Annotated in this window: 25 protein-coding genes and 1 pseudogene; 9 read left to right on the top strand and 17 right to left on the bottom strand. The window is 38.6% G+C overall.

Annotation, left to right across the window (positions count from 1 at the left end):
• The first annotated feature begins 434 nt into the window (after positions 1–434).
• Positions 435–1,916: an aldehyde dehydrogenase family protein gene (locus tag ACFPA1_RS19890; protein ID WP_378584945.1), complete on the top strand. Its 1,482-nt coding sequence runs from the start codon at positions 435–437 to the stop codon at positions 1,914–1,916.
• A gap of 129 nt (positions 1,917–2,045) precedes the next feature.
• Here ACFPA1_RS19890 and ACFPA1_RS19885 read toward each other — a convergent pair whose 3' ends face one another.
• The 7 genes and pseudogenes from ACFPA1_RS19885 to ACFPA1_RS19855 form a co-directional block, all read right to left on the bottom strand.
• A complete protein-coding gene (locus ACFPA1_RS19885) occupies positions 2,046–2,420 on the bottom strand; it encodes a nuclear transport factor 2 family protein (RefSeq protein ID WP_378584943.1) in 375 nt (124 codons plus the stop codon).
• Positions 2,421–2,549: 129 nt separating this feature from the next.
• Positions 2,550–2,810: pseudogene (locus tag ACFPA1_RS19880) on the bottom strand (DUF2975 domain-containing protein); the annotation flags it as partial.
• Between the two features lie 123 nt (positions 2,811–2,933).
• Positions 2,934–4,340: a M28 family peptidase gene (locus ACFPA1_RS19875; protein ID WP_378584941.1), complete on the bottom strand. Its 1,407-nt coding sequence runs from the start codon at positions 4,338–4,340 to the stop codon at positions 2,934–2,936.
• Positions 4,341–4,670: 330 nt separating this feature from the next.
• Complete coding sequence (locus tag ACFPA1_RS19870; RefSeq protein ID WP_378584939.1) at positions 4,671–5,777, bottom strand: MBL fold metallo-hydrolase; 1,107 nt, start codon at positions 5,775–5,777, stop codon at positions 4,671–4,673.
• Between the two features lie 98 nt (positions 5,778–5,875).
• Positions 5,876–6,853, bottom strand: coding sequence for an aldo/keto reductase (locus ACFPA1_RS19865; protein ID WP_378584938.1), 978 nt, complete (start codon positions 6,851–6,853; stop codon positions 5,876–5,878).
• A gap of 14 nt (positions 6,854–6,867) precedes the next feature.
• Positions 6,868–7,731: an aldo/keto reductase gene (locus tag ACFPA1_RS19860; RefSeq protein WP_378584936.1), complete on the bottom strand. Its 864-nt coding sequence runs from the start codon at positions 7,729–7,731 to the stop codon at positions 6,868–6,870.
• A gap of 116 nt (positions 7,732–7,847) precedes the next feature.
• Positions 7,848–8,603, bottom strand: coding sequence for a carboxymuconolactone decarboxylase family protein (locus ACFPA1_RS19855; protein WP_213145561.1), 756 nt, complete (start codon positions 8,601–8,603; stop codon positions 7,848–7,850).
• A gap of 214 nt (positions 8,604–8,817) precedes the next feature.
• Here ACFPA1_RS19855 and ACFPA1_RS19850 point away from each other — a divergent pair, with 214 nt between their 5' ends.
• Positions 8,818–9,366 carry a TetR/AcrR family transcriptional regulator gene (locus tag ACFPA1_RS19850; RefSeq protein WP_378584934.1) on the top strand — a complete coding sequence of 183 codons (549 nt, stop codon included), beginning with the start codon at positions 8,818–8,820 and terminating at the stop codon, positions 9,364–9,366.
• A gap of 115 nt (positions 9,367–9,481) precedes the next feature.
• On the opposite strand, the gene ACFPA1_RS19845 is transcribed toward ACFPA1_RS19850, so the two are convergent.
• Positions 9,482–9,988: a sugar O-acetyltransferase gene (locus ACFPA1_RS19845; RefSeq protein ID WP_378584933.1), complete on the bottom strand. Its 507-nt coding sequence runs from the start codon at positions 9,986–9,988 to the stop codon at positions 9,482–9,484.
• Between the two features lie 537 nt (positions 9,989–10,525).
• Here ACFPA1_RS19845 and ACFPA1_RS19840 point away from each other — a divergent pair.
• From ACFPA1_RS19840 to ACFPA1_RS19825, 4 genes are all read left to right on the top strand, one after another.
• Positions 10,526–11,242, top strand: a complete 717-nt coding sequence (locus ACFPA1_RS19840) for a sulfite exporter TauE/SafE family protein (RefSeq protein WP_378584932.1) — start codon at positions 10,526–10,528, stop codon at positions 11,240–11,242.
• Between the two features lie 601 nt (positions 11,243–11,843).
• Positions 11,844–12,278, top strand: coding sequence for a MarR family winged helix-turn-helix transcriptional regulator (locus tag ACFPA1_RS19835; protein WP_213145557.1), 435 nt, complete (start codon positions 11,844–11,846; stop codon positions 12,276–12,278).
• A gap of 50 nt (positions 12,279–12,328) precedes the next feature.
• Positions 12,329–12,976 carry an SDR family oxidoreductase gene (locus ACFPA1_RS19830; RefSeq protein WP_378584931.1) on the top strand — a complete coding sequence of 216 codons (648 nt, stop codon included), beginning with the start codon at positions 12,329–12,331 and terminating at the stop codon, positions 12,974–12,976.
• Positions 12,977–13,059: 83 nt separating this feature from the next.
• Positions 13,060–13,596: an NAD(P)H-dependent oxidoreductase gene (locus ACFPA1_RS19825; RefSeq protein ID WP_378584929.1), complete on the top strand. Its 537-nt coding sequence runs from the start codon at positions 13,060–13,062 to the stop codon at positions 13,594–13,596.
• Between the two features lie 229 nt (positions 13,597–13,825).
• Here ACFPA1_RS19825 and ACFPA1_RS19820 read toward each other — a convergent pair whose 3' ends face one another.
• The 4 genes from ACFPA1_RS19820 to ACFPA1_RS19805 all read right to left on the bottom strand — a co-directional run bounded on the left by ACFPA1_RS19820 (position 13,826) and on the right by ACFPA1_RS19805 (position 18,368).
• Entirely contained in the window at positions 13,826–14,317 is a 492-nt protein-coding gene (locus ACFPA1_RS19820; RefSeq protein WP_213145554.1) for a PTS sugar transporter subunit IIA, read from the bottom strand.
• A gap of 152 nt (positions 14,318–14,469) precedes the next feature.
• Positions 14,470–15,795: a 6-phospho-alpha-glucosidase gene (locus tag ACFPA1_RS19815; protein WP_378584927.1), complete on the bottom strand. Its 1,326-nt coding sequence runs from the start codon at positions 15,793–15,795 to the stop codon at positions 14,470–14,472.
• 70 nt (positions 15,796–15,865) lie between these two features.
• Positions 15,866–17,467 (bottom strand): PTS transporter subunit EIIC, encoded by a 1,602-nt coding sequence (locus ACFPA1_RS19810; RefSeq protein ID WP_378584925.1) that lies wholly within the window; start codon positions 17,465–17,467, stop codon positions 15,866–15,868.
• Positions 17,468–17,594: 127 nt separating this feature from the next.
• The gene (locus tag ACFPA1_RS19805; RefSeq protein WP_213145551.1) at positions 17,595–18,368 is read right to left on the bottom strand and encodes a MurR/RpiR family transcriptional regulator; all 774 of its coding nucleotides are present in this window, start codon (positions 18,366–18,368) and stop codon (positions 17,595–17,597) included.
• A gap of 298 nt (positions 18,369–18,666) precedes the next feature.
• Here ACFPA1_RS19805 and ACFPA1_RS19800 point away from each other — a divergent pair, with 298 nt between their 5' ends.
• The 3 genes from ACFPA1_RS19800 to ACFPA1_RS19790 all read left to right on the top strand — a co-directional run bounded on the left by ACFPA1_RS19800 (position 18,667) and on the right by ACFPA1_RS19790 (position 20,790).
• The gene (locus tag ACFPA1_RS19800; RefSeq protein ID WP_213145550.1) at positions 18,667–18,837 is read left to right on the top strand and encodes a hypothetical protein; all 171 of its coding nucleotides are present in this window, start codon (positions 18,667–18,669) and stop codon (positions 18,835–18,837) included.
• 139 nt (positions 18,838–18,976) lie between these two features.
• Positions 18,977–20,152, top strand: coding sequence for an MGDG synthase family glycosyltransferase (locus tag ACFPA1_RS19795; protein WP_378584923.1), 1,176 nt, complete (start codon positions 18,977–18,979; stop codon positions 20,150–20,152).
• A gap of 104 nt (positions 20,153–20,256) precedes the next feature.
• Positions 20,257–20,790 carry a phosphatase PAP2 family protein gene (locus ACFPA1_RS19790; protein WP_213145548.1) on the top strand — a complete coding sequence of 178 codons (534 nt, stop codon included), beginning with the start codon at positions 20,257–20,259 and terminating at the stop codon, positions 20,788–20,790.
• 75 nt (positions 20,791–20,865) lie between these two features.
• Here the strand turns inward: ACFPA1_RS19790 and ACFPA1_RS19785 are convergent, their stop codons facing one another.
• The 5 genes from ACFPA1_RS19785 to ACFPA1_RS19765 form a co-directional block, all read right to left on the bottom strand.
• Positions 20,866–22,707 (bottom strand): alpha/beta hydrolase family protein, encoded by a 1,842-nt coding sequence (locus tag ACFPA1_RS19785; protein ID WP_378584921.1) that lies wholly within the window; start codon positions 22,705–22,707, stop codon positions 20,866–20,868.
• A gap of 172 nt (positions 22,708–22,879) precedes the next feature.
• Positions 22,880–23,806: an AEC family transporter gene (locus tag ACFPA1_RS19780; protein ID WP_378584920.1), complete on the bottom strand. Its 927-nt coding sequence runs from the start codon at positions 23,804–23,806 to the stop codon at positions 22,880–22,882.
• 45 nt (positions 23,807–23,851) lie between these two features.
• Positions 23,852–24,160, bottom strand: coding sequence for a hypothetical protein (locus ACFPA1_RS19775; protein WP_378584919.1), 309 nt, complete (start codon positions 24,158–24,160; stop codon positions 23,852–23,854).
• A 147-nt stretch (positions 24,161–24,307) separates the two neighbouring features.
• Positions 24,308–25,180 carry a LysR family transcriptional regulator gene (locus ACFPA1_RS19770; RefSeq protein WP_378584917.1) on the bottom strand — a complete coding sequence of 291 codons (873 nt, stop codon included), beginning with the start codon at positions 25,178–25,180 and terminating at the stop codon, positions 24,308–24,310.
• A gap of 136 nt (positions 25,181–25,316) precedes the next feature.
• Complete coding sequence (locus ACFPA1_RS19765; RefSeq protein WP_378584915.1) at positions 25,317–26,162, bottom strand: aldo/keto reductase; 846 nt, start codon at positions 26,160–26,162, stop codon at positions 25,317–25,319.
• Positions 26,163–26,164 lie beyond the last annotated feature (2 nt).

Here is a 26,164-nt window from a genome sequence, read left to right as displayed (position 1 = left end):
TTCTCTTTTTAAGTATGGAAGAATGCCTTTTTAACCATGGAAACGTTTAATTTTTATTATTGAATGTCTTAATATTGAAACATTTCGTTTCTTTATTGCTACATGGAAAGCGCTATTAATAGCACGATACTTGGTGTCGGTTCCTTCAGATACTTTTGATGTTCCCCTTAAAACCGTTATTTAACTACTGACAGTATTGCATGCCTTTTGTAACTCGCCCATAGAAAGATACCGCTTAAGTAATGGGTATAGCAAAAATACCTAATAGATAGGTTTGGCATGCTTATTGCATCTTTAAAAGTTAAGGAGGTGAATTCAGTAAAGATTATTAGAATTGACCGAATTTATCAGATATGAAATAGCAGCTAATTATTTGTTTAATGTAAAGGTTATTTTGATGGGAGACCAATATTTAGAAACTTGGAGGAATGTAAATGGTACAAACATTGGAATTGAGTGAAAAGGTAGTAGAATTTATAAAAGGTACTAAAAAACTATTTATCAATGGGCAATGGGTTGAATCAGTAAGCGGAAAGACATTTGAAACCAGAAATCCGGCTACCGGCGAAGTCATTACCACCGTATATGAAGCCCAAGAAGCAGATATTGATCGGGCAGTAAAAGCTGCACGGGAGGCATTTGACAATGGTCCATGGTCTAAGCTAACTGCTGCAGATCGGAGCCGGCTGATTTATAAATTTGCCGACGTAATGGAAGAGAATTTAGAAGAGCTAGCACAACTTGAAACATTGGATAATGGAAAACCTATTAATGAATCTAAATTTTTTGATGTCCCAACAGCTATTGAACACTTCCGATATTATGCCGGCTGGTCAACTAAAATCGTAGGCCAGACCATCCCAGTAAACGGTAATTTCTTCACCTATACTAGACATGAACCGGTAGGTGTAGTCGGACAAATTATTCCATGGAACTTTCCACTTTTAATGGCAGCTTGGAAATTAGGGGCTGCACTAGCGACTGGTTGTACAGTTGTATTAAAGCCAGCTGAGCAAACGCCGCTGTCAGCCTTGTATTTAGCTAAGTTAATACAGGAAGCCGGTTTCCCTGATGGAGTGGTCAATATTGTTCCGGGATTTGGACCGACAGCAGGCGAACCGCTAGTAAGGCATGAAATGGTTAACAAAGTCGCCTTTACTGGTTCAACAATAGTGGGAAAACAGATTATGCGCCTTGCCTCTGATTCTCTCAAAAGAGTGACATTAGAGCTTGGAGGAAAGTCACCGAATATTATTCTTCCAGATGCCGATTTGACAAAAGCCATCCCTGGTTCACTGATGGGAATCATGTTTAATCAAGGACAAGTTTGCACTGCTGGTTCACGTCTGTTTGTACAAAAGAAAGCGTATGATAATGTCGTAGCTGACCTTGTCTCATATTCAAAAAGTATAAAACAAGGCCCGGGCCTAGATACGAATACGCAAATGGGACCACTTGTAACGGAAAAACAGCAAAATCGCGTGATGAGCTATATTGAAAAAGGACAACAAGAAGGGGCTGAAATGTTAACGGGAGGAAGAAATCCATTCGATAGGGGCTACTTTGTTGAGCCGACGATATTCTCAGCTGTTGAAGACATTATGACAATTGCAAGGGAAGAAATTTTTGGCCCCGTCCTTGTTGCTATGCCGTTTGATGATTTAGATGAAGTGATAAAACGTGCTAATAACACAACTTATGGACTTGCTGCAGCGGTTTGGACTGAGAATGTTCGCAATGCCCACTATGTAGCTAGTAAACTACAAGCCGGGACGGTCTGGGTCAATAGTTATAATGCTGTAGATGCAGCCGCGCCATTTGGTGGTTTCAAGCAGTCCGGAATTGGGCGTGAAATGGGATCTTATGCGCTTGATGCCTATACTGAAGTGAAAAGTGTTTTTGTTAATATGGATTAAGGTTAGGTTGCATGAAGTAATCTTAATAAGAATAGGTTTTGACTTTGTCAACAACCGCGAAAAGATTTCCTACGGTCAAAAGACCATCCATTTGGATGGTCTTCGTTTGCATTGCTACAATATACTTGCTTAAAACACGCCATTTTCATTGGGAGAATTCTCCGGTATGGGCTGACCCACATCCCACAATTCAACGATAGAGTCGTTATGGAAGCGGAATATATGGACCACTGCCACCCCAAGGTCATCAGGTTTTTGTTTTATATGGGAGTAAACTACAACCATTTCCTCATCTTCAATGACACGTTTTACTTCTAGGCTTTTGTTAGGATTGTGGACAGCATTCTCTTCCATTGCGAGCATTAGAGAGTCAGCATCTCCACGAAAAAAAGGATTATGATGGCGAAAATCTGGACTAATGTACCTACTGTATGCTTCGCGCACTTCCCCCGACGCAACCAGTTGCAAAAACGACACTGCATTTTCTTTTAAAGAGTTCTTCATTGAAAATCTTCCTTTCCTTAAAGTGTAACTTTTAGGCTTACTCTTTGTAATTATTGTTAATCACATGAGATTCAATAAAATGGGGTCTCGATACATCTATCTTAATAATAATCAACAAAGTTTTCCAGCTCAGATCATTAAATCATTTTCAGATTTAATATCAACTGCGTTTTTACAAAGCTTTTGAAGAACCGTTGCAAAAACTGCGATTACAATGGAAGCAAAAATAATGACCAAGCCGATAAGTAAAATTCCTGGATTTCCCGCATTTTGTGAGATGAGAGTGACAATACCTGCCACATACCATGCACTGATTGTGATGGCGCAAAATTTTATATATTTAATAGACGTTATCGATAATTCTGAGAAGGCTTTGTTATTGTCATAATAAATCCACAAAAAACCCCGACATTAATCGGGGTTCTCGCTGTGATACTTCCAATGGAGATGAGCACCAGGTTTGTCTGCGGGCGATGTCAGGCACCATTGAAAGAACCACTTCTTCTATTCGATTTATGCTCCCGGTGGGCGGTTTTCAAAGTCGTAGTCGACCGGTTGCGGTGCTACTCTTGAATGTTGTAGGGCCGGGGTGTCCGGACGAGCAATTTGATAGACGGAAGCACCGACAATTTCAGCTGTTTCTTGCAGTTTGTTTTTGTCAATTTTGTCTAACGTATCAGCAGGTGTGTGATACCATGGCTCGAGCGGGGAGTGAATGAATAAAGCAGCCGGTATGCCTAGTTCATGGAATGGCTGATGGTCACTTCGTCCCAATTGGCCATACGGAACGACTTCGCCCAATGCCGTTCTGTCACCTGCAGCGGAAGCAAGATCAGTAACCAAGTTTTTCTTGCCATCAATGGTATACATGATTAAACCGTTCGCCTTATTGTCGCCGCCGGCATCTTTGCTTCCGATCATATCCATTTGGAAGTGGGCCACGATGCGGTCAGCTTCATCAGCACTTAATGTCCCTGCATAATGGTAGGAACCTAACAGCCCCAGTTCCTCAGAGCCGAATGTCACAAAGCGAAGCTCTGTATCAGTCGGTGCATCGGCCATGACTCTTGCAAGCTCCAGGACAGCTGATACACCGGAGGCATCATCGTTCGCTCCCGGTCCGTTTTGAACAGAATCATGGTGTGCGCCAATCATAACAACTTGTCCGGTGTCTTTGTTTTTATTTGGCTTCATTTTGGCGATTACATTATAGGAGGTTTTTTCTTCCACACCAGATCCTGTGACTTTAATATGGGCTGTTAGTGTGCCGTTTTTCAATTTCTCTACCAGTGCCAAACCTTGGGCTCTAGTAATCGCAACGGCAGGAATATTTTGACCATAAGTAGCTTGGCCAAACTCGTTCGATGTACCGGTATTGTTGTACATCACAACCCCAACTGCACCTTTATCAAAAACATTTTGTACCTTTTGGACGAAGGTGATGTCGCCTCGTTCAATCAGGGCGATTTTCCCTTTTACGCTGTCAGGCACCGTACCCGCTAGCGCCTTACCCACATCCACCAATTCTGCTGTTACCTCTCCACTGTACGAACCAGAAAACACATAGGGCTTCAAATTCTCCCCGCCAATTTCCAATAAGCCACTGACGTTATTTCTAACAACAGTATAGATGGGGAAAGGCTGCACCTCTGTCTCATAGCCATATTGTTTAAAATGGCTCTCTATGTACTGAACACCTCTAAGTTCTCCAGGAGTCCCTGCCTGGCGAGGAACTTCTGATAAATAGGCAATGTGGTTATACATGTTGTCAGCACTTATTTTTTTGATAATCTTGTTATCAAATGCGGATGCCGCATTGGTGTTTGGTACACCTGCCTCCGGTCCTTTGGCATAGGCACCATTGACACTCAAAATTAATCCCGCCGTTAACAAAGCAGCCATCGTTTTTTTCCGTTTCATCGTACTCCCCCTTAATATTTGTAAGCGATTTCCAGTAAATTATCATTTAATTTAATAGTTTAGTAAACTTCAATAGTTTTACAAAAATCTACAGATTCATCCATTATGACAAACCTTTTTACTAGATAGCGGCTGAGAATAAATCTATTTATGTCGAGAAGTATATAAATAACGAAAAAAGATAGGTCTACAATCCTTATCACAATAAAAATAGGACTCGTCTATAAAATGCGAGTCCAGTAACGTCTTTCATCCTTAAAAATAGTCACTTTTTTTTCCTTAATGATAAAGGATTGTGCCATTTTTAGTTGTTCTTTTCAACTTTTTTACCTACTTATTTAATTTTGTCCACCAAGAGGAGCTAGGAATGGAGAACTTCCCATCTAATGGAACTGTTTCGCCAATTTTAGGAGCAATTAAATTAACTCCTGATTTTTTGGCTTCTTTTATTGCTCGTTCTATCGGTTCTGTCCAACCATGATAAGCAAGGGTAAAGGCTCCCCAGTGAATTAACATCATATTCTTACCATTTACATCTAAATGGGCCTGAACAGATTGTTCAGGTGTCATATGAACCCAAGACCAACGACGGTCATATTGTCCACCTTCTATTAAAGTAAGATCAAATGGACCGTATTTCTTGCCAATTTCTTTAAAATGCGTGTCATAACCACCATCTCCGCTTGTATAGAAACGCGTCTTTTGTCCAAGAATGACCCAACCGCCCCAAAGGGTGGAATTTCTATTTAACGGTCCTCTGCCAGAAAAGTGTTTGGAAGGAGTGAATGCTACCGTTAAGCCTTGAAACTTTGATTCATCCCACCAATTTAATTCTGTTATTTTTTCTTTTTTAACTCCCCAATCGATCAAGTGTGCACCTACACCAAGAGGAACGTAGAAATGATTGACCTTGTTCTTTAATTTTTTAATAGATGGATAATCTAAGTGGTCGTAATGATCATGAGTAATAAAAACAGCATCAATTGGCGGCATTTCATCAATAAGATGCAGCATATCTTCGCTGTAACGTTTGCTTCCTACCAACGAAACAGGTGAAGCAACTGGACCTAACATGGGATCTACGAGTATCTTTTTATTATCAATACTAAGTAAAAAAGCAGAATGACCAAACCAAGTTAAACTATCTTCCTCACGTTTAATTTGGTTCCAATCGATCTCAGAAACAGGAATTTGACCTTGAGGATTACGGTCTTTAGCACCGGAAATATTTTCCTCAAGCATGGAGAAATAATCCGCTGCGCCCATATTTAACTTTGTTCGTTCTGGATTGATAAATTTACCATCCACATAATTGGTCAACTGACTAAATTGCTCTTTTTGTTTTTTACTTGGGTTGCTACCGAAAGCTGGACTTATGTTGATAAACAATAAGATGAAAATTAGTAAAACAAATAAAATAAGTAATAAATAAACCATAACCTTTTTCTAATTCCCTCCCCTAGCCCTTTAACGTAAAAAAAGGGTGTATTCATTATACACCCTTCTTATTCCATTTCATCAAGAGTTTATAACTCTTACCTCCATTTACCTGTTAATACCTCTGTTCGATCCGTTGCAGGTGAAGGTGTTCTTGATAAATTGGAGATTTCAGCGTACATGTCTTCTGTCATTTTAAAATCGGCAGCTGCTAAAGAATCTTCCAATTGATCCAAATTGCGTGCACCAATGATTGGAGCAGTTACAGCAGGATTTGCTTTTACCCAAGCAACGGCTAGAGTTGCAGGTTTCACATTATGTTCTTGTGCATATTTGGTGAACTGTTCAGCCGTAATATAATCTTCATTAGCACCGTAACGGTCACCATAGCGGGCATTTTGTACCAGGCGGCCCTGCTCAGGACGTTTATTCACTCCATATTTTCCTGATAGTAGTCCAGCACCAAGCGGGCTGTAAGTAATAACACCCATTTGTTCGGAAGTAGCCATTGGTAAAATTTCCACCTCTGCTTGGCGTTTAACCAGGTTATACATCGGTTGGATTAATTCAAAACGAGCAAGTTGTTCTTTTGCAGAAATTCCTAATGCTTTTGTGATTTGCCATGCTGCCCAATTGCTTACTGCGGGATAGAGAATCTTTCCTTGTCGCTGTAAGTCATCGAGTGACCGAAGCGTTTCCTCCATTGGAGTTTGTTCGTCAAAATCATGAACGAAATAAAAATCAAGATAATCCGTCTTTAACCGACGCAGGCTATTTTCAATACCTTGCACCACATGTTTTCGGGACAATCCTCTAGCATTCACATCAGCACTCGTGTTCCAGAACACTTTTGACGTTAAAACAATTTCGTCTCTTTCATGTGCAATACATTCTCCTAAAATTTCCTCGGAACGCCCATAAACATCGGCAGTATCGAAAAAGTTGATACCAGCTTCCCGACAACGTTTATACATTGCTTTAGATTTTTCTTCATCAGCGTCCCCGCCAAAAGACATGGCACCAAAACATAAATTTGAAACTTTAATTCCTGTTTTTCCTACTGTGCGATTTTCCATTATAAATCTCCTTTTTAATTTAATTTCCCGCCAAATACCGGGAAGAAGCTATGCTCACCATAATTCTGGATGTGCTCTACATTCTTCAAAGTCTCCATATCTTCATCGCTGATAGCAAAATCAAGCACTAAATTGTTTCTCATGTGATCCGGATTTGCCGTCTTAGGAATGACTACAAGACCAAGCTGTAAGCAATAACGCAGGCAAAGCTGAGCAACAGATACTCCATACTTATCTGCAATTACTTTAATTTCTGCATTATCCAGAACGGCACCGTGTGCAATAGGTGAATATGCCTCTACCAGGATGTCATTCTTCTGGCAGAAATCAATTAGTTCAAAAGGAGTATTGCTCACATGTGCCAATACCTGATTTACCATAGGCTTGATCTCACAGCTTGCAAGAAGATTCTCTACATCATCCTGAAGGAAGTTAGAAAGACCGATTGCCTTTACCTTGCCTTTCTTATAAGCATCCTCCAAAGATTTCCATACTTCTTTGTTTTCCTCGAAGTAACGGTTCTCCTCACGGAACTCCTTCCAAGGCTGTGGGCTGTGGATAATCAGAAGGTCAACGTAATCCAGTCCCATCTTTGCTAAAGACTCATCCAGGGAATTTGTTACTGCATCATAGGTCTTTACTTCTGCTGCAACCTTTGTCGTGATGAAAAGTTCTTCTCTTGCAACACCACAGGAACGAATTCCTTCACCTACACCAGCCTCATTCATATAAGCCTGAGCAGTATCAATATGACGATATCCGATAGATACCGCATCACGCACTGCCTGTGCTGTTTGTGCATCGTCAAGCAGCCAGGTACCAAGACCTAATTTTGGAATTTCTACACCATTTGATAATTTATAAGTTTCATTAAACATGCTTTTGTCTCCTTTGAGTTGTTATATTTTTTTGTACCTTGTCATCAAATAAAACTCTTCAGTCCTGCCGGATAAAAGTTTTGCAAATAATATGCGGAATCCCCTATTCTACTTTCTTAACTTTCTGGAATCATTTCATTGATGCAAGCTAATGCGTTCAGTGTTCTCGGAAAGCCCATATATGGGAGGCATTGAATGATGGCAGTGATCAACGTTTCCTTGTCATTGCCTACATTTTTGTTACCAAGCACATGTGACTTTACTTGGCCTTCAGCACCGCCCAGGCTACTTACGATGCACAGTGTCAGCAATTCCCGCGTTTTCAAATCGAGTCCACCACGGGTATAAAAGTCTCCAAAGCAGAAAGCCGAAAGATAATCCTGCATATGTTTTTGATTTACGGGGGCAGCCTCTCGCATTTTTGCGATTATCTCACCAAAAATCTCTACTTGTACGGATAGTCCCTTGTCAAAGCGATTTTCTTCATCCACCTGCTTTTGGCTTTCGATTGGTAATGCAATATTCTTTGCTCGGAAAACCTCATTGACTTCATTGATGGCGTTTAATGTTTTTGGAAATCCAATGTATGGAGCACACTGGTAAACGGCCTCTTTGATTTCTACAGGTGTGAGACCGACATTCAGTGTGGCAGCTACATGTGCCTTGAGCTGAGGCAGCGTTTGGTTAGTAGTAAGAACTACTAAAGTGATAAGTTCACGTTGCTTGTCATCCAGATTTCCTTGATAGAACACTTCCCCAAAAATGAAGCGGCTAAGGATGTCCTGAAAATCAGGATCAGTAGCGTATGCGACTGGTACTCCATTTCCGAATAGCTGTTTATATTTTTCTTTGCTCTTTTCAATGCGGTCCATAACTAAGCCTCCAGTTTGAAGAAAGTTTACTTTTAATATTCCAAGATCTAGTAAAACATGCTGCTTAAAAAATTAATATTGATTGATTAATCAACAACTGTTTATAATTATAAAAAAGTCCTTCATACTTTCAATGGTTAAAATAACGCAATTCGTTGATTACTCAACAAATCAATTAAAATTGTTGATTATCTTAGAAAGACTGGTGAATGAAATGCCTAAAGTAGATAGAAGAATAGCCAAAAGCCAAGTAGCAATCAAAAATGCTGTAACCGAACTGATGTCTGAAAAAAGCTTTGACGACATTACCATTCAGGATATTGCTGACAGAGCAGATGTTAATAGAGGAACCATCTATCTTCATTACACCGATAAATACGACCTCTTGGATAAGATGATTGAAGAACATATGGACAATCTCCGAGAACTATGCCAATTGGCGGCTGAGATGACGTTTCAAGAAGGAAATTATGTCTGGTACGAATACTTTGAGCGTCATTATTTATTTTTTTCAACGATGTTAGCGAGTAAAGGTGCACCCTATTTCCGAAGTCGTTTTCTCGATTTAGTTATTCAAGAGTTTAGAGCTGAAGTGGAGACAACCGAAGGGAAAAATCAAGGATTAAGTGAAGATGTTATTCTTCAATTTTTTGGTTCAGCGGTCGTTGGGGCAGTGGAATGGTGGTTCAAGAATGGAATGCCTTTGTCAGCTCGTGTGATGGCAGAGCAGACGGGGGCATTGTTGGACAGAAACCTGGAATAGGGGTCAATAAAAAAAATGAGGGTGTCCAAAAAGCAGGTCAAAGCTTTTAGACGCCCTCTTTTATCTCAGTCTCATACGTATTTTTAAATTTATTAAAAAAACAGAATTGCTTCTATTAGGTTTCGATGCTTTTGATCTTTTTAGCAGGCACACCGCCTACAATGACATTTTCAGGTACATCTTTGGTCACAACTGCACCTGCTGCGATGATGGCACCATCACCAATGGTCACACCGGGGACTACAGTGGCATTTGCTCCAACCCAGACATTGTTACCAATCACAATTGGTGCAGGATGCATAGTGCTGCGTTTTTTCGGATCAATGTCGTGATTAAGAGTAGCCAACACGACATTATGTCCGATGAGAACACCATCACCAATCGTAATGCCGCCCTGATCCTGAAACCGGCAGCCCGAGTTTATAAAGACATTTTTGCCGACAGTGATGTTCTTCCCGCAATCTGTATAAAAAGGAGGAAACATTGCAAATGCTTTATCTACCGGTTTACCTGTCAACTGAGAAAACAATTCTCGAATTTCTTCCGGAGTATGATAATGTCCGTTCAGCTCGGCGGTTAACTTCAATGCTTCCTGCGAAAGATTGTGCATCATCTGGTGCATTTCCGAACCGCCCTCAACTGCTTTACCTTGGTTTAAGTGTGCTAAGAAATCATGAATATCTATTGGTTTCCTCCTATAGACAAATCTTTCTATTTAGTTAATCCTTTCTACAAGGGCGCCGACGTCTGCCTAATTTATTGTCCCCGTTTGTTTAAATTTATTATTTAAGATTCTCGCTAATATAGGGAATGCCTGAAGTTAACATATCATTAATAAAAGAGGCACACCGATATAGTAAAATTAATTAGTGTGTTCTATTCATTAATACTAGGCTCTCTCTTAGCAAGATTAATCAACGTCTGTTTATCATTATAAATAGAACCAAGATGCTTTCAATGGTTAAAAAAACTCATTTCGTTGTTTACTCAACAAATCTATAAAAATTGTTGATTATCATTTAACAATTTTATCAATAAAGATAATCCATTCTATGATATTATTGATTAATGCTTATAACCATTCTAAATTCTTTTGAAATTCCATCCAACAAACAAATATATGGTGTTTGCTTTTTACTATTTTTAAGGAGGTTATTTAATGGAGGTAGGTTTTCTATCCATTCTTGCTTTAGGATTTGTGCTGGGTATCAAGCACGCAATAGAACCAGACCATGTGATTGCTGTATCTACCATTGCTAGTCAAAGTAAAAAATTATTACGTTCGTCTTTAGCAGGAGTATTCTGGGGAATTGGTCATACTGCTACATTATTTATTATCGGGATTATCATTATTCTTATGAAAGGCGAAATACCTGAAAAATGGGCGATGTCATTAGAATTTTTAGTTGGTATCATGCTTGTTTATCTCGGAGTTTCAACTGTCCTTTCATTTAAGAGTATCCACATACATCAGCATGAACACCATGGAGAAGATCATAAACATGTTCACTCTCATACTCATATGGGCAAACACAGGCATAAACATAAACATCAAAATGTCTCATACTTAAAGTCCATGGTGATTGGCTTAATTCATGGTCTTGCAGGATCCGGTGCTATGGTTCTTTTAACTATGAGTACCGTTCATAGTGTTTGGGAAGCGGCCATTTATATCCTTATATTCGGTGTAGGAACCATAATTGGAATGCTTTTCTTTACCACAATTATAGGAATTCCTTTCGTTTTTAGCTCCAAAAAAGTTGGGCTAAATAAATCACTTACTCAAATTACGGGCTTGATTAGTATCGTGTTTGGGATATTTTACATGTACAACCTAGGGGTAACTGAAGGATTATTTAAACTTTGGATACAGTAGTTTCATTGTTAGAGAGATGGATTGGTTTTCATCTCTCTTCTTTAACTCCCCTGCATTGTAAGCTGATTAAAAAGCTGCCCTTTCGTTCTTAACATCTTTTTCATCTATAGTTAATGTTCGTGAGAACTGATATTGTTTACAATTGTATTATATTCTTGGTCACTAATAATCCCTAACACTTTACATAAGTAGGAATGTAATAGGATTTTTTTCTTAATTCGTTTAGATGGAAACACCATTATCACTCCCTTTATTCTTATATTATTTAATTCCTCTAAAAAGTTTCCTTAATGCAAAAAGTTTTCCTTGATAAAACTATTATCTTTATAAATCCATCGAAATTCATTGTTTTTGACAATTTCAAGTTTGAAATGGATAGATGGATGGCTGCACCAATATTTGTAATCTCAATTGGCGAAATAATGCTTTCCGCTTTGTTCACCTTTCATTCAATAATAATGAAATTAAATTTCTGTGAAGACTCATCGAGCGAGTCTTGAAAATGATGCATAAGAACCGTCCCCATGTATCATAATTTAGTTGACCTTAACGTAATTTCGTGTTAATTTGTATATGCAAATGAATATAAGGATTTGATCAAATGAATGAAGAAGAACAGGTATTAATTCATTGTCTTTACTTTACAGCCAGCCGGTTTGCTCGTAACATTACAAAATTAGCCGAAAAAACATTTGATTTTGGTGACCTAGCACCTTCATATCTTTACATGATTATGATTGTGAATTTCCATCCGGAAATCACGCAGAAGGAACTATGCCACAAGTTATCCATTGCACCTTCGACCAGTACGAGGTTTATTGAGAAACTTGAAAAATTAAAACTGGTCACCAAAAAAATGGATGGAAAACAAACATTTATCTCTTTAACTGAAGAAGGAGAAAAAGTGTACCATCAATTTCGGGTGTCTTTAAAAGAATTGTTTAACAGCTATTCCGAAGTCTTAGGACGCGAGTTCAGTAAGGATTTAAGTAAAATGCTTCATGAATCAAGCAATAAGCTAGAAAAAGAACAATAATTTTTTTATCCTCTCATTTGCATATACAAATAAACTAGGAGGCTGTTGTTATGTCAGATAAGATATTGCTAATTGTCGGTGTTGGACCTGGGATTAGCTTAAATACAGCAAGAAGATTCGGAAAAGAAGGCTTTAAAGTTGCTCTTATTTCCCGCAGCATGGAGTCATTACAAAAATATGAAAATGAACTTAAAAATGATGGGATTGAAGCAACAGGATTCCCAGGGGATGTCTCCTCAGAAGAATCTTTAAAAACCGCCATTGAGACAGTCATTAAGACTTACGGAAAAATTGATGTACTCTTATACAATGCTGCCGCAGGAAGACCAGGCAAACCAACAACATTAAGCGTGGATCAATTAGTGGAAGATTTTAAAATCAGTGTAGCAGGAGCTCTTACCAGCGTTAAAGAAGTAATTCCCCATATGGTAAATGGAACTATTTTGTTAACGGGCGGCGGATTAGCTCTTCACCCCTATCCTGATTATGCTTCATTAGCAATTGGAAAAGCAGGTATTAGAAATTTAGCATACAGCTTGCACCAAGAATTGAGTCTAAAAGGAATTTATGTTGGAACGTTAACGATTAAAGGGTTTGTTCAAGAAGGAACCTATTTCTCACCTGAAAATATTGCGAATACATTTTATAGCATGTACGAAAATCAAACGGAAACAGAAATTATATTTGAAGAAAAGTAAAATTTTTTAAGCTTTCATTTGCATATACAAATAAAAAAAATCCCGATGAAACAATAATTGAAATCAAAAAAGGAGACTTACAAATGAAAACTCTTGTAATTATCACCCACCCAAATTTGGAACAATCTCGAATTAACCGCACTTGGATGCAGGAGTTGAAAAAACACGAAGACATTACGATTCATACTCTTTATCAGACTTATCCAGACGGGAAAATTAATGTAGCACACGAACAAAGCCTATTAGAATCACATGATCGTATTATTCTTCAGTTTCCATTCTACTGGTACAGCACGCCCTCTTTGTTAAAAAAATGGCAGGATGAAGTGCTCTCTTACGGCTGGGCATATGGCCCAGGCGGCGACAAGCTTCACGGTAAAGAACTAGGTCTTGCGATTTCAACCTTTGGACCGGAAGAATCTTATCAGCCTAAAGGCTATAATCATTTTAGCATGGAGACCTTAACAACTCCTTTACAGCAAACTAGCAATCTCATTGGCACGAAGTTTCTACCATTGTTTGTGTTAAATGGTGTTATGCATGTCTCAGATCGAGAACTTGCCGAAAATGCTAAAGCATATGTTGATTTCGTTCTTCAGCCATCAAAAGTAGAAGCATAATTTTCTTGCCCATTTTAATTCGCCTTAAGCGAAACAAATATTAATGAAAAATCCTTAATATAAATGGGATTTTTCCCTGGTAAACACCATAAGGGAAATCCTATGAATTATACGATGTGATATGAAAAAGTAATAAAAAAAGACCAACGTATATACGTTTGGTCTTTTTGCAATATTTTGTAGAGTTCTCTTGTAACACAACTTTCTAACCCAACAACGAGTCTTATTTCTACTTCATTTTCACCTGCAACAGAACAGATCCCCCACGTGTAACTGAGGTTTCCTCCGTTTTAGTTAAAGTGTCGACTGCATCAAAGTTTGTAATCACAACTGGCGAAATAATGCTTTCTGCTTTTTCCTTGACCAACTCCACGTCAAAGGTAACAAGCTTGTCACCCGCTTTAACTTGATCACCTTGTTTTACATGACCTTCAAAGCCTTCTCCACCCATCGCGACCGTTTCCATTCCGATATGAATGAGGATTTCCAAGCCATCTTTGCTGCGAATTCCAACAGCATGATTGGTTGGAAAAATTTGCGCAATCTCACCGTCCATCGGCGCTACGACTACTCCTTCAGTTGGCTCAACTGCAATCCCGTCACCAATCATTTTTTGGCTGAACACCTGATCAGGAACATCTTCAATTTTGACCACTTTTCCTGTAATCGGAGAAACAAGTGTCATTGTTGTCTCTTTTTTTCCAAATAGCTTTTTAAACATTCTATTATCCTCCTATCGCAAGATGCCCGTATGAAAAGGCGAAAAAGCTCTCCGCTTCTTTCGCCTTTCATTCATCTTATATTAAATTACTATGAAAACCCATCGAAACGATTCTTACAGATGATGCATAAGAACCGTCCCCATGCATCATTTTAGTGCAATTCTGGCCAGTATGCTTTATTGGCTTCAATTAGATCGTCTAAGATTTCTTTTGCTACTTTGGCGCTTGGTACTGTTTTTGATAGTGTCAGCGCCTGCCATAGTTTTTGGTAGCTGCCTTCGATATAGGCTTGGACGACTAATTTTTCGACTGTTACCTGCTGGTACATTAATGCTCTTTGGAATTCAGGAATCTTACCTTGGCTTAATGGTTCTGGACCGTCGCTGCCGATAATACAAGGAACCTCCACCATGGCATCGTCATCAAAGTTAGCAATCGCACCGTTATTCTCAACAATCAACAACATTCTTTCGTGTGTATTAAAGGCAATGGCACGTGCCAGGTCAACGATAAACACTGCATGAGCGCCCATTTCAAATTCACAGCCTTCTGCTGTTCCTCTTTCAATGATATTTCTTGCTGTTGAAAAGACCGTCTTTTCTCTGCCGGCAATGACTTCATTGGCCCTTGTGAATTCAGGATTGGAATGTTCCACCACATAATCAGGGTAGAAATAATATTTTAAATAGGTGTTAGGCAAGAATCTTGGATCTACTGCTAACAAATCCTTCGCTTTTTTATGTGTCTCCTGCCAGCTTGCATCGGTATGCTGAGTATCCACTTCTTTTTGTGTCAGGTAGCCATTCTCTGCAACATAATCACGAATTTGTGGCAGATATTCATGTCCTTCTTTATCCTTAACACTTGTCCACCAGCCAAAGTGATTTAATCCGAAATAACGTACTTCCAAGTCCTTTGGCTCTTTGCCAATGATATGCGATATTCGGCGCAGCGTTCCAACAGGCATATCACAAATGTTCAATACCTTGGAATTTGGGCGAAGCACGCGGCAAGCTTCCGCTACGATTGCTGCAGGATTGGAATAGTTTAACATCCAAGCATCCGGTGAATATTTTTCCATAATGTCAATCAACTCGATCATGTCACCGATGCTTCTCATCCCGTATGCAATTCCGCCAGGTCCGCAGGTTTCTTGGCCGACGACCCCATGCTTTAATGGAATCTTTTCGTCTTTTTCGCGCATTTCATATTTTCCCGTACGAATATGGGCAAAACAGAAGTCGATATCGGTGAATGCTTCTTCCGGATCGGTTGTGAAAGAGTACTCGATATCTGGTGCATTTTCCTTCATGACAATCTCAAGTGCTTCCCCTAAGACTGCTTGTCTTTGTTCGTCGTTATCATATAATTTTAATTTTCGAAGCGGGAAACGGTCCAGATTATCCAATAGCATCATCACAATCCCCGGTGTATAGGTGCTACCTCCGCCTGCAATTACTACTGAAAATTTCTTCATGTTCTCCATTCCCTTCTACTTTACTAATCTGTTTTCTCTAGTTGTTACATGTTTTTATCTTTAAAAGTTTCTATTCGTTTGTGCTTAATCCCAAGTAGCTGTCTACCGCTTTTCGAATGTTGTTTACCTGTAAGCCATAGACAACCTGAACATTCTTGTCTTTGATGATAACTCCGCTAGCACCTGTTTCTTTTTTTAACACATCTTCATTTACTCTTTCAGGATGCTCCAGTGTTAAGCGAAGTCGTGTATAACAATTAGTGACTGTATTAATATTGCTTGCTCCACCCAAAGCATCGACGATTACAGGGGCAATTCCGTCATTTCCCTGCGGCACAGGAGTACCAGCAGTTCCTGCACTTTTCTTTGCTTTGTAATCGTTCTTCGAATACAATTTCGTTTCATTACCTTCATCTTCTCTTCCGATCGTTTTGAAGTTAAATTTCACGATCAAGAAGCGGAAGACAACATAATAAATCACAAAGAAGATTAATCCGATTAAAATGTACATTGGCCAGTGTGTCTTTTGAATTCCAAGCGGTAGATTGAATAGTAAGAAGTCAATCATTCCATTTGGTCCAATCGCACGTACATCAAATAGATGGAATGTTACCATTGCTAAACCGCTTAAGCATGCGTGAACCACAAATAGTAATGGTGCAACAAACATAAATGAAAATTCAATTGGTTCTGTGACACCTGCGATAAAAGATGTAACTGCAGCAGGAATTAAAATAGCTTTAACCTTGGCTTTGTTTTCAGGCTTCGCAGTATGGTACATTGCTAAACAAGCACCGATTAAACCAAACATTTTGGAAATACCGCGGGCATCCCAAACGACGCTTGGGGAAAGCTCTTTTACGCTTGGATCGGCAATTTCCGCATAATAAATATTTCTTGCCCCTTCGAATACTTTGCCGCCAACTTCAGCAGTACCGCCCAATTCTGTGTATAAGAATGGTGTATAGATAAGGTGGTGCAGACCGGTTGGAATTAACAAACGTTCTAATGCTCCGTATAGGAAAATTCCGAAGCTTCCGCTGTGATTAATCAGTGTTCCAAGCTTGTTAATGCCAGTTTGGAAATATGGCCAAATAAATGTAAGAGCGATGGATAATAGCACAACGACTGGAATTAGAACGATAAAGACAAATCGTGAACCGCCGTAAATTTGAAAAGCGCCATTGAATTCTGTATCAATAAATTTGTTATGGACCATAGCAGTGATGATACCGAGGATTAGTCCAAGGAACACACCCATGTCCAGGATTTGCACACCTAATACAAGAGTTTGTCCAGTTCCTTGCAAGGTTTCTCCTTCATAAAGAACCCCGCTCAGCTGCATAAATTTATTCATCGCATTGACAAACACCAGGTAGCCTAACAATGCGGTAAATCCAGCTACAGCTTTTTCTTTATTCGCTAAACCGACCGTGATCCCGACACAAAAGATGAGTCCCAAGTTACCAAGTATCGAAACCAATGATCCTGTTAAGATGGTCCCGAATCCTGTTGTGATCGGATTATTTAAAAACGGGATAACTTCCAATAATCTTACATTCGTTAATAAGTTTCCCAGGGCAATTAAAATACCCGCAATCGGCAAAATAAGTACCGGAATGAACATCGCTTTTGAAAAGCGCTGCATGCCATCCATGACTTTCGCTTTCATTTTGCCTTCCCCTCCTGTATGTGTTTTTGTATTCGTTTTCGTCGACAGGTTTAGAATACAATGTAACCGTTTTAGAGTCGATAGATTCAACAAGATAAAAAACGTGTTTCACACATTGAAACACGTTTCACTCGTTGCTGTCTTTTTTAGTCAATATCGTTTCAAGATACTGCTTGATAATAAATTCAAACATAAGCATAAGACTCGGAAAAAAGCTGTTCGGCAGCATATTTCGGTCGTCCAGTTTGCTGTGGTCAATGATTTTAAAATTCAAATCGGAAAGCTGAGCGATCCGATTGTCTGTTTCTTTTGTGAATGACACTGTAAAAATCTGATGCTCTTTGGCTGCTTGTATTTTATCGATGATTAGCTGTGTTTCGCCTGATTTGGAAATGACAACCAAAGCCCCGATATCTTCCAAATTATTTTCGAATACGCCAACCGAATCAGTTCCGCTTGCAAAAATTGTTTTTCTGCCCAATACCAATAATTTTTTATACAAGTATTCTGCAGCAATCGCGGAAAAACCAGTGGCATAAATAAAAATATAGCTTTGCTTAAGGTTTAGTACATTGTGTATAAAGGATTGGAAATCTCCCAGTGAATTATGGTCTAGAAAATCCTTCTCACTAATTTCCAAAAAATCCTCCATCACGCCGCTTTGCGGTAAATCTGCTTTTTTAACAAGCGGCAGAAGCTGATAATACATATCAACAAATCCGGTATAGCCTAATTTTTTGGACAAGCGGATGACAGTTGCCGGAGAAGTGAAATTTTCTTTTGCTATTTTCCGTACGCCCATTTGCAAAACAGTGTCGATATTTTCAATGATAAATTGAACAATCTGGACATCTATTTCAGTTAAATTTTTCCCTTGAACAATTTTACTGATATCAATCATATTTTACCCACTCTCACTCGATGAAGCCCTTGCTATCAATAGTTTTCATTATATCGGAATAGGAGTTTTACTACAAACTTATGTCGAGGAAAAACTTTTATAGTAAGAAATTATAAAAAAGAAAATTAACCAAAAATCCAGTTTCGTAAATTATAAGTAAATTTTAAATAGAAACTATTAAAGCCGTTTATAGATACGGTTAATTCATGTTAAGAATTGGAAAATCGCCTCTTTTTTTCCTCAAAAGCTTGTATGATAAGACTGTAATAAAAAATGCAACATTCAAGGAGGAAGAAAGATGAAATTCAAAAAATGGTTATTTGCTTTGATGTCAGCATTGATGTTACTCGGAGTTGCAACTGCATGCTCAGATACCAGTTCAAAAACAGATGATACGAACACTGAACAAACCGACGATGGTTCCCAAGATGATGGATCGCAAAACGAAGATGGCAATTCTGGTCAATAAGCAGGAAGAAAAAGTTGGAACAAGACGGGTATTACCGTCTTGTTTGCTATTTTCATATCTTCTTTCTTTTCATATTTCTTTACGTAGGTGTCAGAACTCATAGTACGAACAATAAAAAAACTTAAAAAGGGCTGATACTATGGATAAGACATTATTGATTATTTCATCCGACCATACAGGCCATGGTCATAAAAGCATAACAGAAGCGCTGTGTGAAAAAGTCAAATCTTTCAATGGGGTAAAAATTCATGTTGTGGATGGGTTTTCGCTTGGTAAGCCATTACTGTCAAAAATCGGTGAAGCTTATGGTCCCCTCACAAGAAAATCCGAAACACTTTGGAAAATGATCTGGAAACTATCAGCTGAAAAACCTTCCATCGTAAACCATTTTTTTGAAGGACTTATTAAAGATCATTTTCTTCAACTTCTTGACGATTTAAAGCCCGATATGATTTTATCGGTTCATCCCAATTTTAATGGCTCCATCTTGAACATCCTAGAGAAGCAAAAGGTAAAAATCCCTTTCATTACCTTAATCGCTGACCTTGTAAACATTTCCCCCCTATGGCTGGATAAGCGAGCAGAAACCATTATTTGTCCCACGTTTGAAGCCCAATTTAAGTGTATTGAGTTTGGGATTCCGCTTAAGAAGATACAGGTGTTAGGATTTCCAGTCCGATCGCGCTTTTTCCGTAAGAGCCATCCACAACCTGAACTCTATGGAAAAGAAAAGCCCTTAAAATGTTTAATCATGAGCGGGGGTGAAGGTGTAGGAAACATGGAGAAAATAGCAAAAAGCCTCCTTAATCACTTCAATTGTACGGTAAAAATTGTAGCGGGAAGAAATGAAAAACTTAAAGCAAAGCTGGAGAGAGCACTTAAGCCCCAATATGGTAATCGAGTTGAGATTTATGGGTTCACGAAAAATATTCAAGATTTGATGCTGCAATCTGATATCGCTTTTACCAGGGGAAGCCCCAATGTCATGTTTGAAGCTATCGCTGCCAATACACCGCTTATCATTACAGGGGCTTTGCCAGGTCAAGAAGAGGATAATCCAGCCTTCGCCGAAATTTTCAATTTGGGAGTGGTCTGCAAAAACCCAAAGGAAATTAGACTGACTGTAACGAACCTACTCGAAAATAATGGTGAAAAACTCAACAAAATAATAAACTCCCAAAGAACATTTATCCATGCAACCGCCGCCGAAGACATCCTGACAATGATATTGAGGCATGGGGACGGTTCTTATGCATCATTTAAACCTGAAGAATCAACCGAAGAAGACAATTTACAATTCTTAATTTATTCTTAACACCAGTTTCATAAAAACTAGCCGTTTTCCCTTTATAATGGAGGAAACCCAATGTTTGGGTTTTAGATTGAAAGTGTGTATTTTACTTATAAGGGGAGACGAGCATGAGCAAAATCATTCATGTCCTTTACGGATTCGATTGTCGAATCTTCCAGAGAATTAACCGGTATTTTCATCTTTATTTGTTAAACCTCTTTTTTCGAACGATCACACATTTCGGAGGAGCGAGATTTACGATTATCAGCTCGATTCTTCTTTTTCTAACTGCATGGTCCAGGGAAACGCGGCTCCTTGCTATTTCTAGTGCTCTTGCTTTGGCAGCGAGCCACATCCCGGTCCATCTCGCAAAAGAATTTTTTCCGAGAAAAAGACCTTATTTGACGATTGAAAAAACGAATATACTGGAGAATCCCTTACAGGACCATTCCTTCCCTTCGGGTCATACAACCGCCATATTTGCCGTTTTGACTCCCTATATCTTAACGATCCCGACATTTTCTTTGGTTCTGATTCTCGTGGGTGTATGTGTAGGAGTATCAAGAATTTATTTAGGCCTCCACTATCCATCTGACGTGATTGTCGGAGCAATCCTCGGAATATCGGCAGGCTGTTTGTCCTATTCTTTACTATTACTGTAATAGACGCTCCATGGGCCATACATTGTTTAGCAAAAAGGACTAACCAAGTTTTGGTCAGTCCTTTTTGTCTGAGATTTAACCAAAGAAGAAAGGATATTCCCGACTCCATTTAAATCCCCTGCTTCTTTTGTCTTCGATTCCAAAACATCGTTCAAGAAATTCTACGATTGCCTTGTAGGCAATTTCTTTGTTTTTTAGCTTAGAAATCGTATGGCCTTCATCTTCGAAGCGAATAAAGTCAACAGGGTGTTGTTTTCCCTTCAGTTTATTGACGATTTGCTCGGATTCTTTAATATGGACACGAGGGTCACCTTCCCCATGGATCACCAATAACGGAGTGGTTATGCGACTTGTATGATTCAATGGATCGATTTTATCAAAAAAGTCTCCATCTCTTTCAATCGTCCCGTATTCCGCTTCCCTAAGCTTCTTGCGCCAAGGATGGGTAGTTTCCAAAAACGTTCTAAGGCTCGACATCCCCACAATATCAATCGCGGCAGACCAAAGCTGTGGATAGTGGCTGATGGCTGCGAGGACCATAAATCCTCCATAGCTGCCTCCCATGATTCCTATCCTATTAGAATCGATGTTCCCATTCACCTTTAGCCATTCAACTAAAAAAACAATATCCTTCAGGGCATCCATTCTTTTTCGGACATCATCCAATTTCGTGAACGTTTTTCCATAACCTGTACTCCCACGAATATTTGGTGTGCACACCGCATACCCTTTACCGATTAAATACTGTACAACTGGGTTGTATACAGCACGAGACTGGCTCTCAGGACCTCCGTGAATGACAATGACTAACGGAAATTTTTCAGTTGTAATCTTTGGTTTATAAAAAAATGCTGGAATTTCAAGATGATCAAATGAGCGATAACTTATAAGCTCTGGCTCAACTAATTTATCTTGAAGTAGTGGGGAACGGGAAACATAGGTAAGTCTTTCTGACTGTATGCTTTCTAAATCGAGCTCCCAAATATCAGATGGATATGCCGGGCCATTGAAAACATAAGCCAGTTTTTTGTTATCAGGGGAAAATTTTAAATCTTTTATGATTCCAGTTGGTGTTTTCCAGGAATAAAGGTAACTTCGATTTATGTCTAAAATTACCCCCTTAGATACTCCTCCCTCATTCACGGAAAAGGCTAACAAATTTTTATCAGAATTCATTTCGAGTTCTTCAAAATCCCAATTTCCTTGCTCCAGCCACACGAAATGCTTGGTTTTTATATGGATAAGTGCAAGCCCAAAAAATTCACTATCTTTGTTCGTTAATACATAGATATGATCTCCATCCTTGTTAAAATGGACTTCTCGAAAACTCGCTTCTCCTTTATGCTCTGTTATCCAATCAACAGACCCTGTTGCCAGGTCGAGTATGCCTAAATCATTATCCAGGGGAGAATTTGTCTTTTGGACTAATAATGATTTCCCATCAGGAGACCATTCCACTGCTGTAAAAAGGCCATCTCCGGTTAACAAAGGATGATATTCCAGTGTTACTAAACTTTGAATATAAATATCAAAAAATGCTAGATTCCGGCGATTGCTTGACCAGACAATCCATTTTCCATCCGGGGAGCTGCCACCATATCGATGAACATGATTGGGTGACTTTGTCAGTTCAATCAGTTTCCCATCCTCCTTGAGTAAGAACAACTGCTGATTTTCATTTCCGCCCACATCCATCCCAATAATCCGGTCAGAAGTACTCTTAACAAGTCCAACAAAGGTAATTCTTTCTTTTGTAAAAGAAATTTGAGCAGGCCATTCTTCCCCACGATTGAGCTCCCAAACCTGTGGAGTGCCCGTATAATCAGCAATAAAGCTAAGCTTTTGACCATCAGGGGTATAGACAGGATTCTTGGCATAGCGAACGTGCAAATAAGGGTCTATACTCTCTTTAAACAAGAACACCCCTCCCGTTCATTTAAGGGATTTTAAAATCGCTTTACTGTGTTTAAATATGTGCTGAAAAGGCCCATTTTCATGCCATCGAATCCATTATATTTAGACCCTCTTCAAGTTATTCTTTATGGACGGGTTTTTATTTTGCCTACTAATAATAAATAAAATAGACTAATTATGAAAATAACAAATTAGCAGAAAAAATAACTGTCGTTACTGTTATCATGCTGAATATGGTAGACAACAAAACGGTTTGTGCTGCATATTCAGGATGGTTTCCATATTCCAGTGCAAACAACGAACTATTTCTTGAAGTTGGAAAAGAGCTCGCAATAAACAATGACTGTGCTGTAATACCGTCCAGCTTCAATGTTAAAATGATGATCAACGCCATACACGGTGAAAAAATGAGACGTCCGATTAGGCTTAGAACTAAAGGCAGCGAGAAGCTGCTTATTTTCAGGAAAGCGCTTTGTGCACCAAGTGTAACAAGTGCTATCGCGATAAATGCGTTTGAAGTATTTTTAATAGGAGTCCAGATGAATTCTGGAATTCTTATAGATACTGCATTGAGAAAGACTCCAATCAAAAATGCATAGAAGACAGGATTTTTCAAAAATGCTTTTACCGCTTGGAATTTTGCCTTATCAACAGAAACAGAATTAAATAATCCATATGTATAAGTTAAGAGATTTTGAAAAATCATGACCACAACTTGGATTGATAGACCAAGAGGATTCTGCTGAAAAACAACCTGGCTGACAGGTAATCCATAATTACCCGAATTAACTAGTACAACACTGTTTTTAAAGGTCGATGAAAGACTACTCTCAAATTTCGCCATTTTAGATATACCTGTACTGAAAATCATTAAACAAAGACTTTGTAAGACTAGGAAACTAAGAATTTGCAGAAGTGTATCCCCTCTAATTTTACTCTGATAGACATTGGTAAAACTCACAGCAGGCATAAGGAAATAAGAATTTAATTTCGATAAGGTATGCATATCGAATTTAAATTTTCTATGAAGAAATGCTCCAGCTCCAATAAGGGCAAATATGGGTAAAATAACATACAAAGTGATGTGAAATAAAATGCTCATAAAATAATCCTCTCCATTTAAAGAATGGTATCTGTATGTTAACTATTAAGATTCAAATATTTGTATAAAAATGGAATAACCATTGTTATATTCAATTGTTAATGCTAGATCATACGGTCCACAGCTTTCATCGCAAATCTGCTTGATATCGCTCATTGGTAAGCAAAAATATTTTCCGGTTTTAGGTTCGCTCACTGTTATTCTCCCGGATTGAATATGAACTTTTGAGCTTTTAATGTAGCTCATAAAACTAAATCCAACTGTCCCCGTGACCTCATCCATCAAGATTGCCTCGATATCTTTCCCTTCTTGCTCCGTTATAAATGTAATAAGATTTTTTGAATTGCCCTCCAATTCCTCTCACCTCTCATCCATTTCATTTTAAAAACAATATCCAAATAGGTGAAATACAAATAAATTATCGACCATCATTCAAAAAAGGAATGACAACATTCACCAATTGATACCAAGTAAAAAAGCCTGAGCATATGCCCACGCTTTTTAAATAGAAGATTTAAAATCCAATTTTTTCACAAATTCTACAAACTCTTTAATTACTTTGGTCTCAAGAGATTTTTGATGATAGAACATCCATGTCCTTCTTACAATAGGATTCCCTTTTTTATCTTTTAAAATGATTCGGTTAAGGTGTTGATGCTCCTGAATAAGAACACTAGGAAGGATCCCATATCCCAATCCGTTCAAAACCATTTCTTTGCATGTATCGGCTTTATCCACTTCCATGCCTATAAAAGGCGGCTGTGAAAATTCACCGCTCCACCAATTATCAATCATCGTCTTTAATAAAGCATCTGTTTCATATTCAATTCTCGGTAATGAAGGCAAGTCATGAAGTTCAATTTTTTCTAATGAAGTCACACAAAGATTTTCTTCAAAGAGTAGTAGTTTTGAATCTGGCCACTGATAGTCCCCGCGGACCATCCCGATGTGGACATCCCCACTGTAAACAAGATTAAATACATCCCTGCTCCATCCTGTTGTCACTTTATAATTTACCTTTGGGAACTGCTCACGAAAAAGCTTTAAAAGTTGTGGCAGCTTGTGCCTAGTTATGTAATTAGAAACCCCTAATCGTAAGGTTCCGCTAACCTCTTCATCCATATTTAAAACTCTATCTTTAATCTGTTGAAAACGACCCAACATTTCATCCGCACATTGAGCTAAATATTCTCCTTGGGGTGTAAAGTGAACACCTTTCGTTCCCCGTTTGACAATTTCTACTTGGTACTCTTTTTCTATTTGTTGGATTTTCTTTGTTAATGATGGTTGGGATATATATAAACTTTCAGCCGTTTTCGTGATATTCTTCTTCTCGTAAAGCGCCTTTAAGATTACCCAGTACTGTTCATCCATTATCTCCATTACCTCATATTTCCATAATCATTAAATCACTATTAATATTACCATATTAAAAATAAGGAAAATAAGATATTTTATTATTTGTATACTAAAAGGACCCATCTTAATGATGAGTCCAAAATCGTTTTATTTAAAAATCAAAATTGTCTGGGTCTGGACCGACACGGTGATTCTGGTTCAAGCCATCAATTCGTTTCATGTCTTCTTCTGTTAACATAAAATCAAATACTTCCGCGTTTTCAACAATGCGATGTTCTTTTGTGGATTTTGGAATTGTTACAACGCCGTTTTGTAAGTCCCAGCGTAAAATCACTTGAGCAACCGATTTGTTATACTTATCCGCGATTTCTTGCAGCACTTGATTATCTAGTAACTGGCCTTGCATGAGCGGTGACCAAGCCTCCATTTGAATGCCGTGTTCCATGCAAAACGTTTGAAGCCCTTTTTGAGTCAAACGCGGATGGTACTCTACTTGGTTCACCATTGGAACAATTTCCGCATCTTTCATTAAATCCTCAAGATGATGAATCTGAAAATTACTTACTCCAATTGCTTTGACTCTACCTTCTTTATAAAGAGTCTCTAAAGCTCTCCAAGACTCTTTGTATTTACCTTCTACAGGCCAGTGAATGAGGAATAAATCCAGGTATTCCAACTCGAGTTTGTTTAAGCTTTTTTCGTAGGCTGCGATAGACGAGTCGTACCCTAAATCAGCATTCCAAACCTTCGAGGTTACAAATAATTCTTCTCTGGAAATGCCTGCCTCCTTCATTCCTTCTCTTATACCTTGTCCGACTCCTTCTTCATTTCCGTAAATGGCTGCTGTATCAATGCTGCGATACCCATGTTTAATCGCTGTTTTTACTGCCTCAACCAGTTCCGGACCTTCTTCCACTTTAAACACTCCGATGCCAAACCAAGGCATTTGTACTCCGTTATTTAATGTTGTTGTATCTTTTAAATTTTTTACTGTCATAA

It is taken from the genome of Neobacillus sp. GCM10023253 (assembly GCF_042653105.1).
GTDB classification, from domain to species: domain Bacteria; phylum Bacillota; class Bacilli; order Bacillales; family Cytobacillaceae; genus Neobacillus; species Neobacillus citreus.
Note: the sequence above shows the minus strand (reverse complement) of the source record. Positions and strands in the feature narration are given on the sequence as shown.

Bases quoted from the DNA above. Each gene is read 5' to 3' on its own strand.
- ACFPA1_RS19890 (WP_378584945.1), top strand. From the start codon at position 435: ATGGTACAAACATTGGAATTGAGTGAAAAGGTAGTAGAATTTATAAAA.
- ACFPA1_RS19885 (WP_378584943.1), bottom strand. From the start codon at position 2,420: ATGAAGAACTCTTTAAAAGAAAATGCAGTGTCGTTTTTGCAACTGGTT.
- ACFPA1_RS19875 (WP_378584941.1), bottom strand. From the start codon at position 4,340: ATGAAACGGAAAAAAACGATGGCTGCTTTGTTAACGGCGGGATTAATT.
- ACFPA1_RS19870 (WP_378584939.1), bottom strand. From the start codon at position 5,777: ATGGTTTATTTATTACTTATTTTATTTGTTTTACTAATTTTCATCTTA.
- ACFPA1_RS19865 (WP_378584938.1), bottom strand. From the start codon at position 6,853: ATGGAAAATCGCACAGTAGGAAAAACAGGAATTAAAGTTTCAAATTTA.
- ACFPA1_RS19860 (WP_378584936.1), bottom strand. From the start codon at position 7,731: ATGTTTAATGAAACTTATAAATTATCAAATGGTGTAGAAATTCCAAAA.
- ACFPA1_RS19855 (WP_213145561.1), bottom strand. From the start codon at position 8,603: ATGGACCGCATTGAAAAGAGCAAAGAAAAATATAAACAGCTATTCGGA.
- ACFPA1_RS19850 (WP_378584934.1), top strand. From the start codon at position 8,818: ATGCCTAAAGTAGATAGAAGAATAGCCAAAAGCCAAGTAGCAATCAAA.
- ACFPA1_RS19845 (WP_378584933.1), bottom strand. From the start codon at position 9,988: ATGCACCAGATGATGCACAATCTTTCGCAGGAAGCATTGAAGTTAACC.
- ACFPA1_RS19840 (WP_378584932.1), top strand. From the start codon at position 10,526: ATGGAGGTAGGTTTTCTATCCATTCTTGCTTTAGGATTTGTGCTGGGT.
- ACFPA1_RS19835 (WP_213145557.1), top strand. From the start codon at position 11,844: ATGAATGAAGAAGAACAGGTATTAATTCATTGTCTTTACTTTACAGCC.
- ACFPA1_RS19830 (WP_378584931.1), top strand. From the start codon at position 12,329: ATGTCAGATAAGATATTGCTAATTGTCGGTGTTGGACCTGGGATTAGC.
- ACFPA1_RS19825 (WP_378584929.1), top strand. From the start codon at position 13,060: ATGAAAACTCTTGTAATTATCACCCACCCAAATTTGGAACAATCTCGA.
- ACFPA1_RS19820 (WP_213145554.1), bottom strand. From the start codon at position 14,317: ATGTTTAAAAAGCTATTTGGAAAAAAAGAGACAACAATGACACTTGTT.
- ACFPA1_RS19815 (WP_378584927.1), bottom strand. From the start codon at position 15,795: ATGAAGAAATTTTCAGTAGTAATTGCAGGCGGAGGTAGCACCTATACA.
- ACFPA1_RS19810 (WP_378584925.1), bottom strand. From the start codon at position 17,467: ATGAAAGCGAAAGTCATGGATGGCATGCAGCGCTTTTCAAAAGCGATG.
- ACFPA1_RS19805 (WP_213145551.1), bottom strand. From the start codon at position 18,368: ATGATTGATATCAGTAAAATTGTTCAAGGGAAAAATTTAACTGAAATA.
- ACFPA1_RS19800 (WP_213145550.1), top strand. From the start codon at position 18,667: ATGAAATTCAAAAAATGGTTATTTGCTTTGATGTCAGCATTGATGTTA.
- ACFPA1_RS19795 (WP_378584923.1), top strand. From the start codon at position 18,977: ATGGATAAGACATTATTGATTATTTCATCCGACCATACAGGCCATGGT.
- ACFPA1_RS19790 (WP_213145548.1), top strand. From the start codon at position 20,257: ATGAGCAAAATCATTCATGTCCTTTACGGATTCGATTGTCGAATCTTC.
- ACFPA1_RS19780 (WP_378584920.1), bottom strand. From the start codon at position 23,806: ATGAGCATTTTATTTCACATCACTTTGTATGTTATTTTACCCATATTT.
- ACFPA1_RS19770 (WP_378584917.1), bottom strand. From the start codon at position 25,180: ATGGATGAACAGTACTGGGTAATCTTAAAGGCGCTTTACGAGAAGAAG.
- ACFPA1_RS19765 (WP_378584915.1), bottom strand. From the start codon at position 26,162: ATGACAGTAAAAAATTTAAAAGATACAACAACATTAAATAACGGAGTA.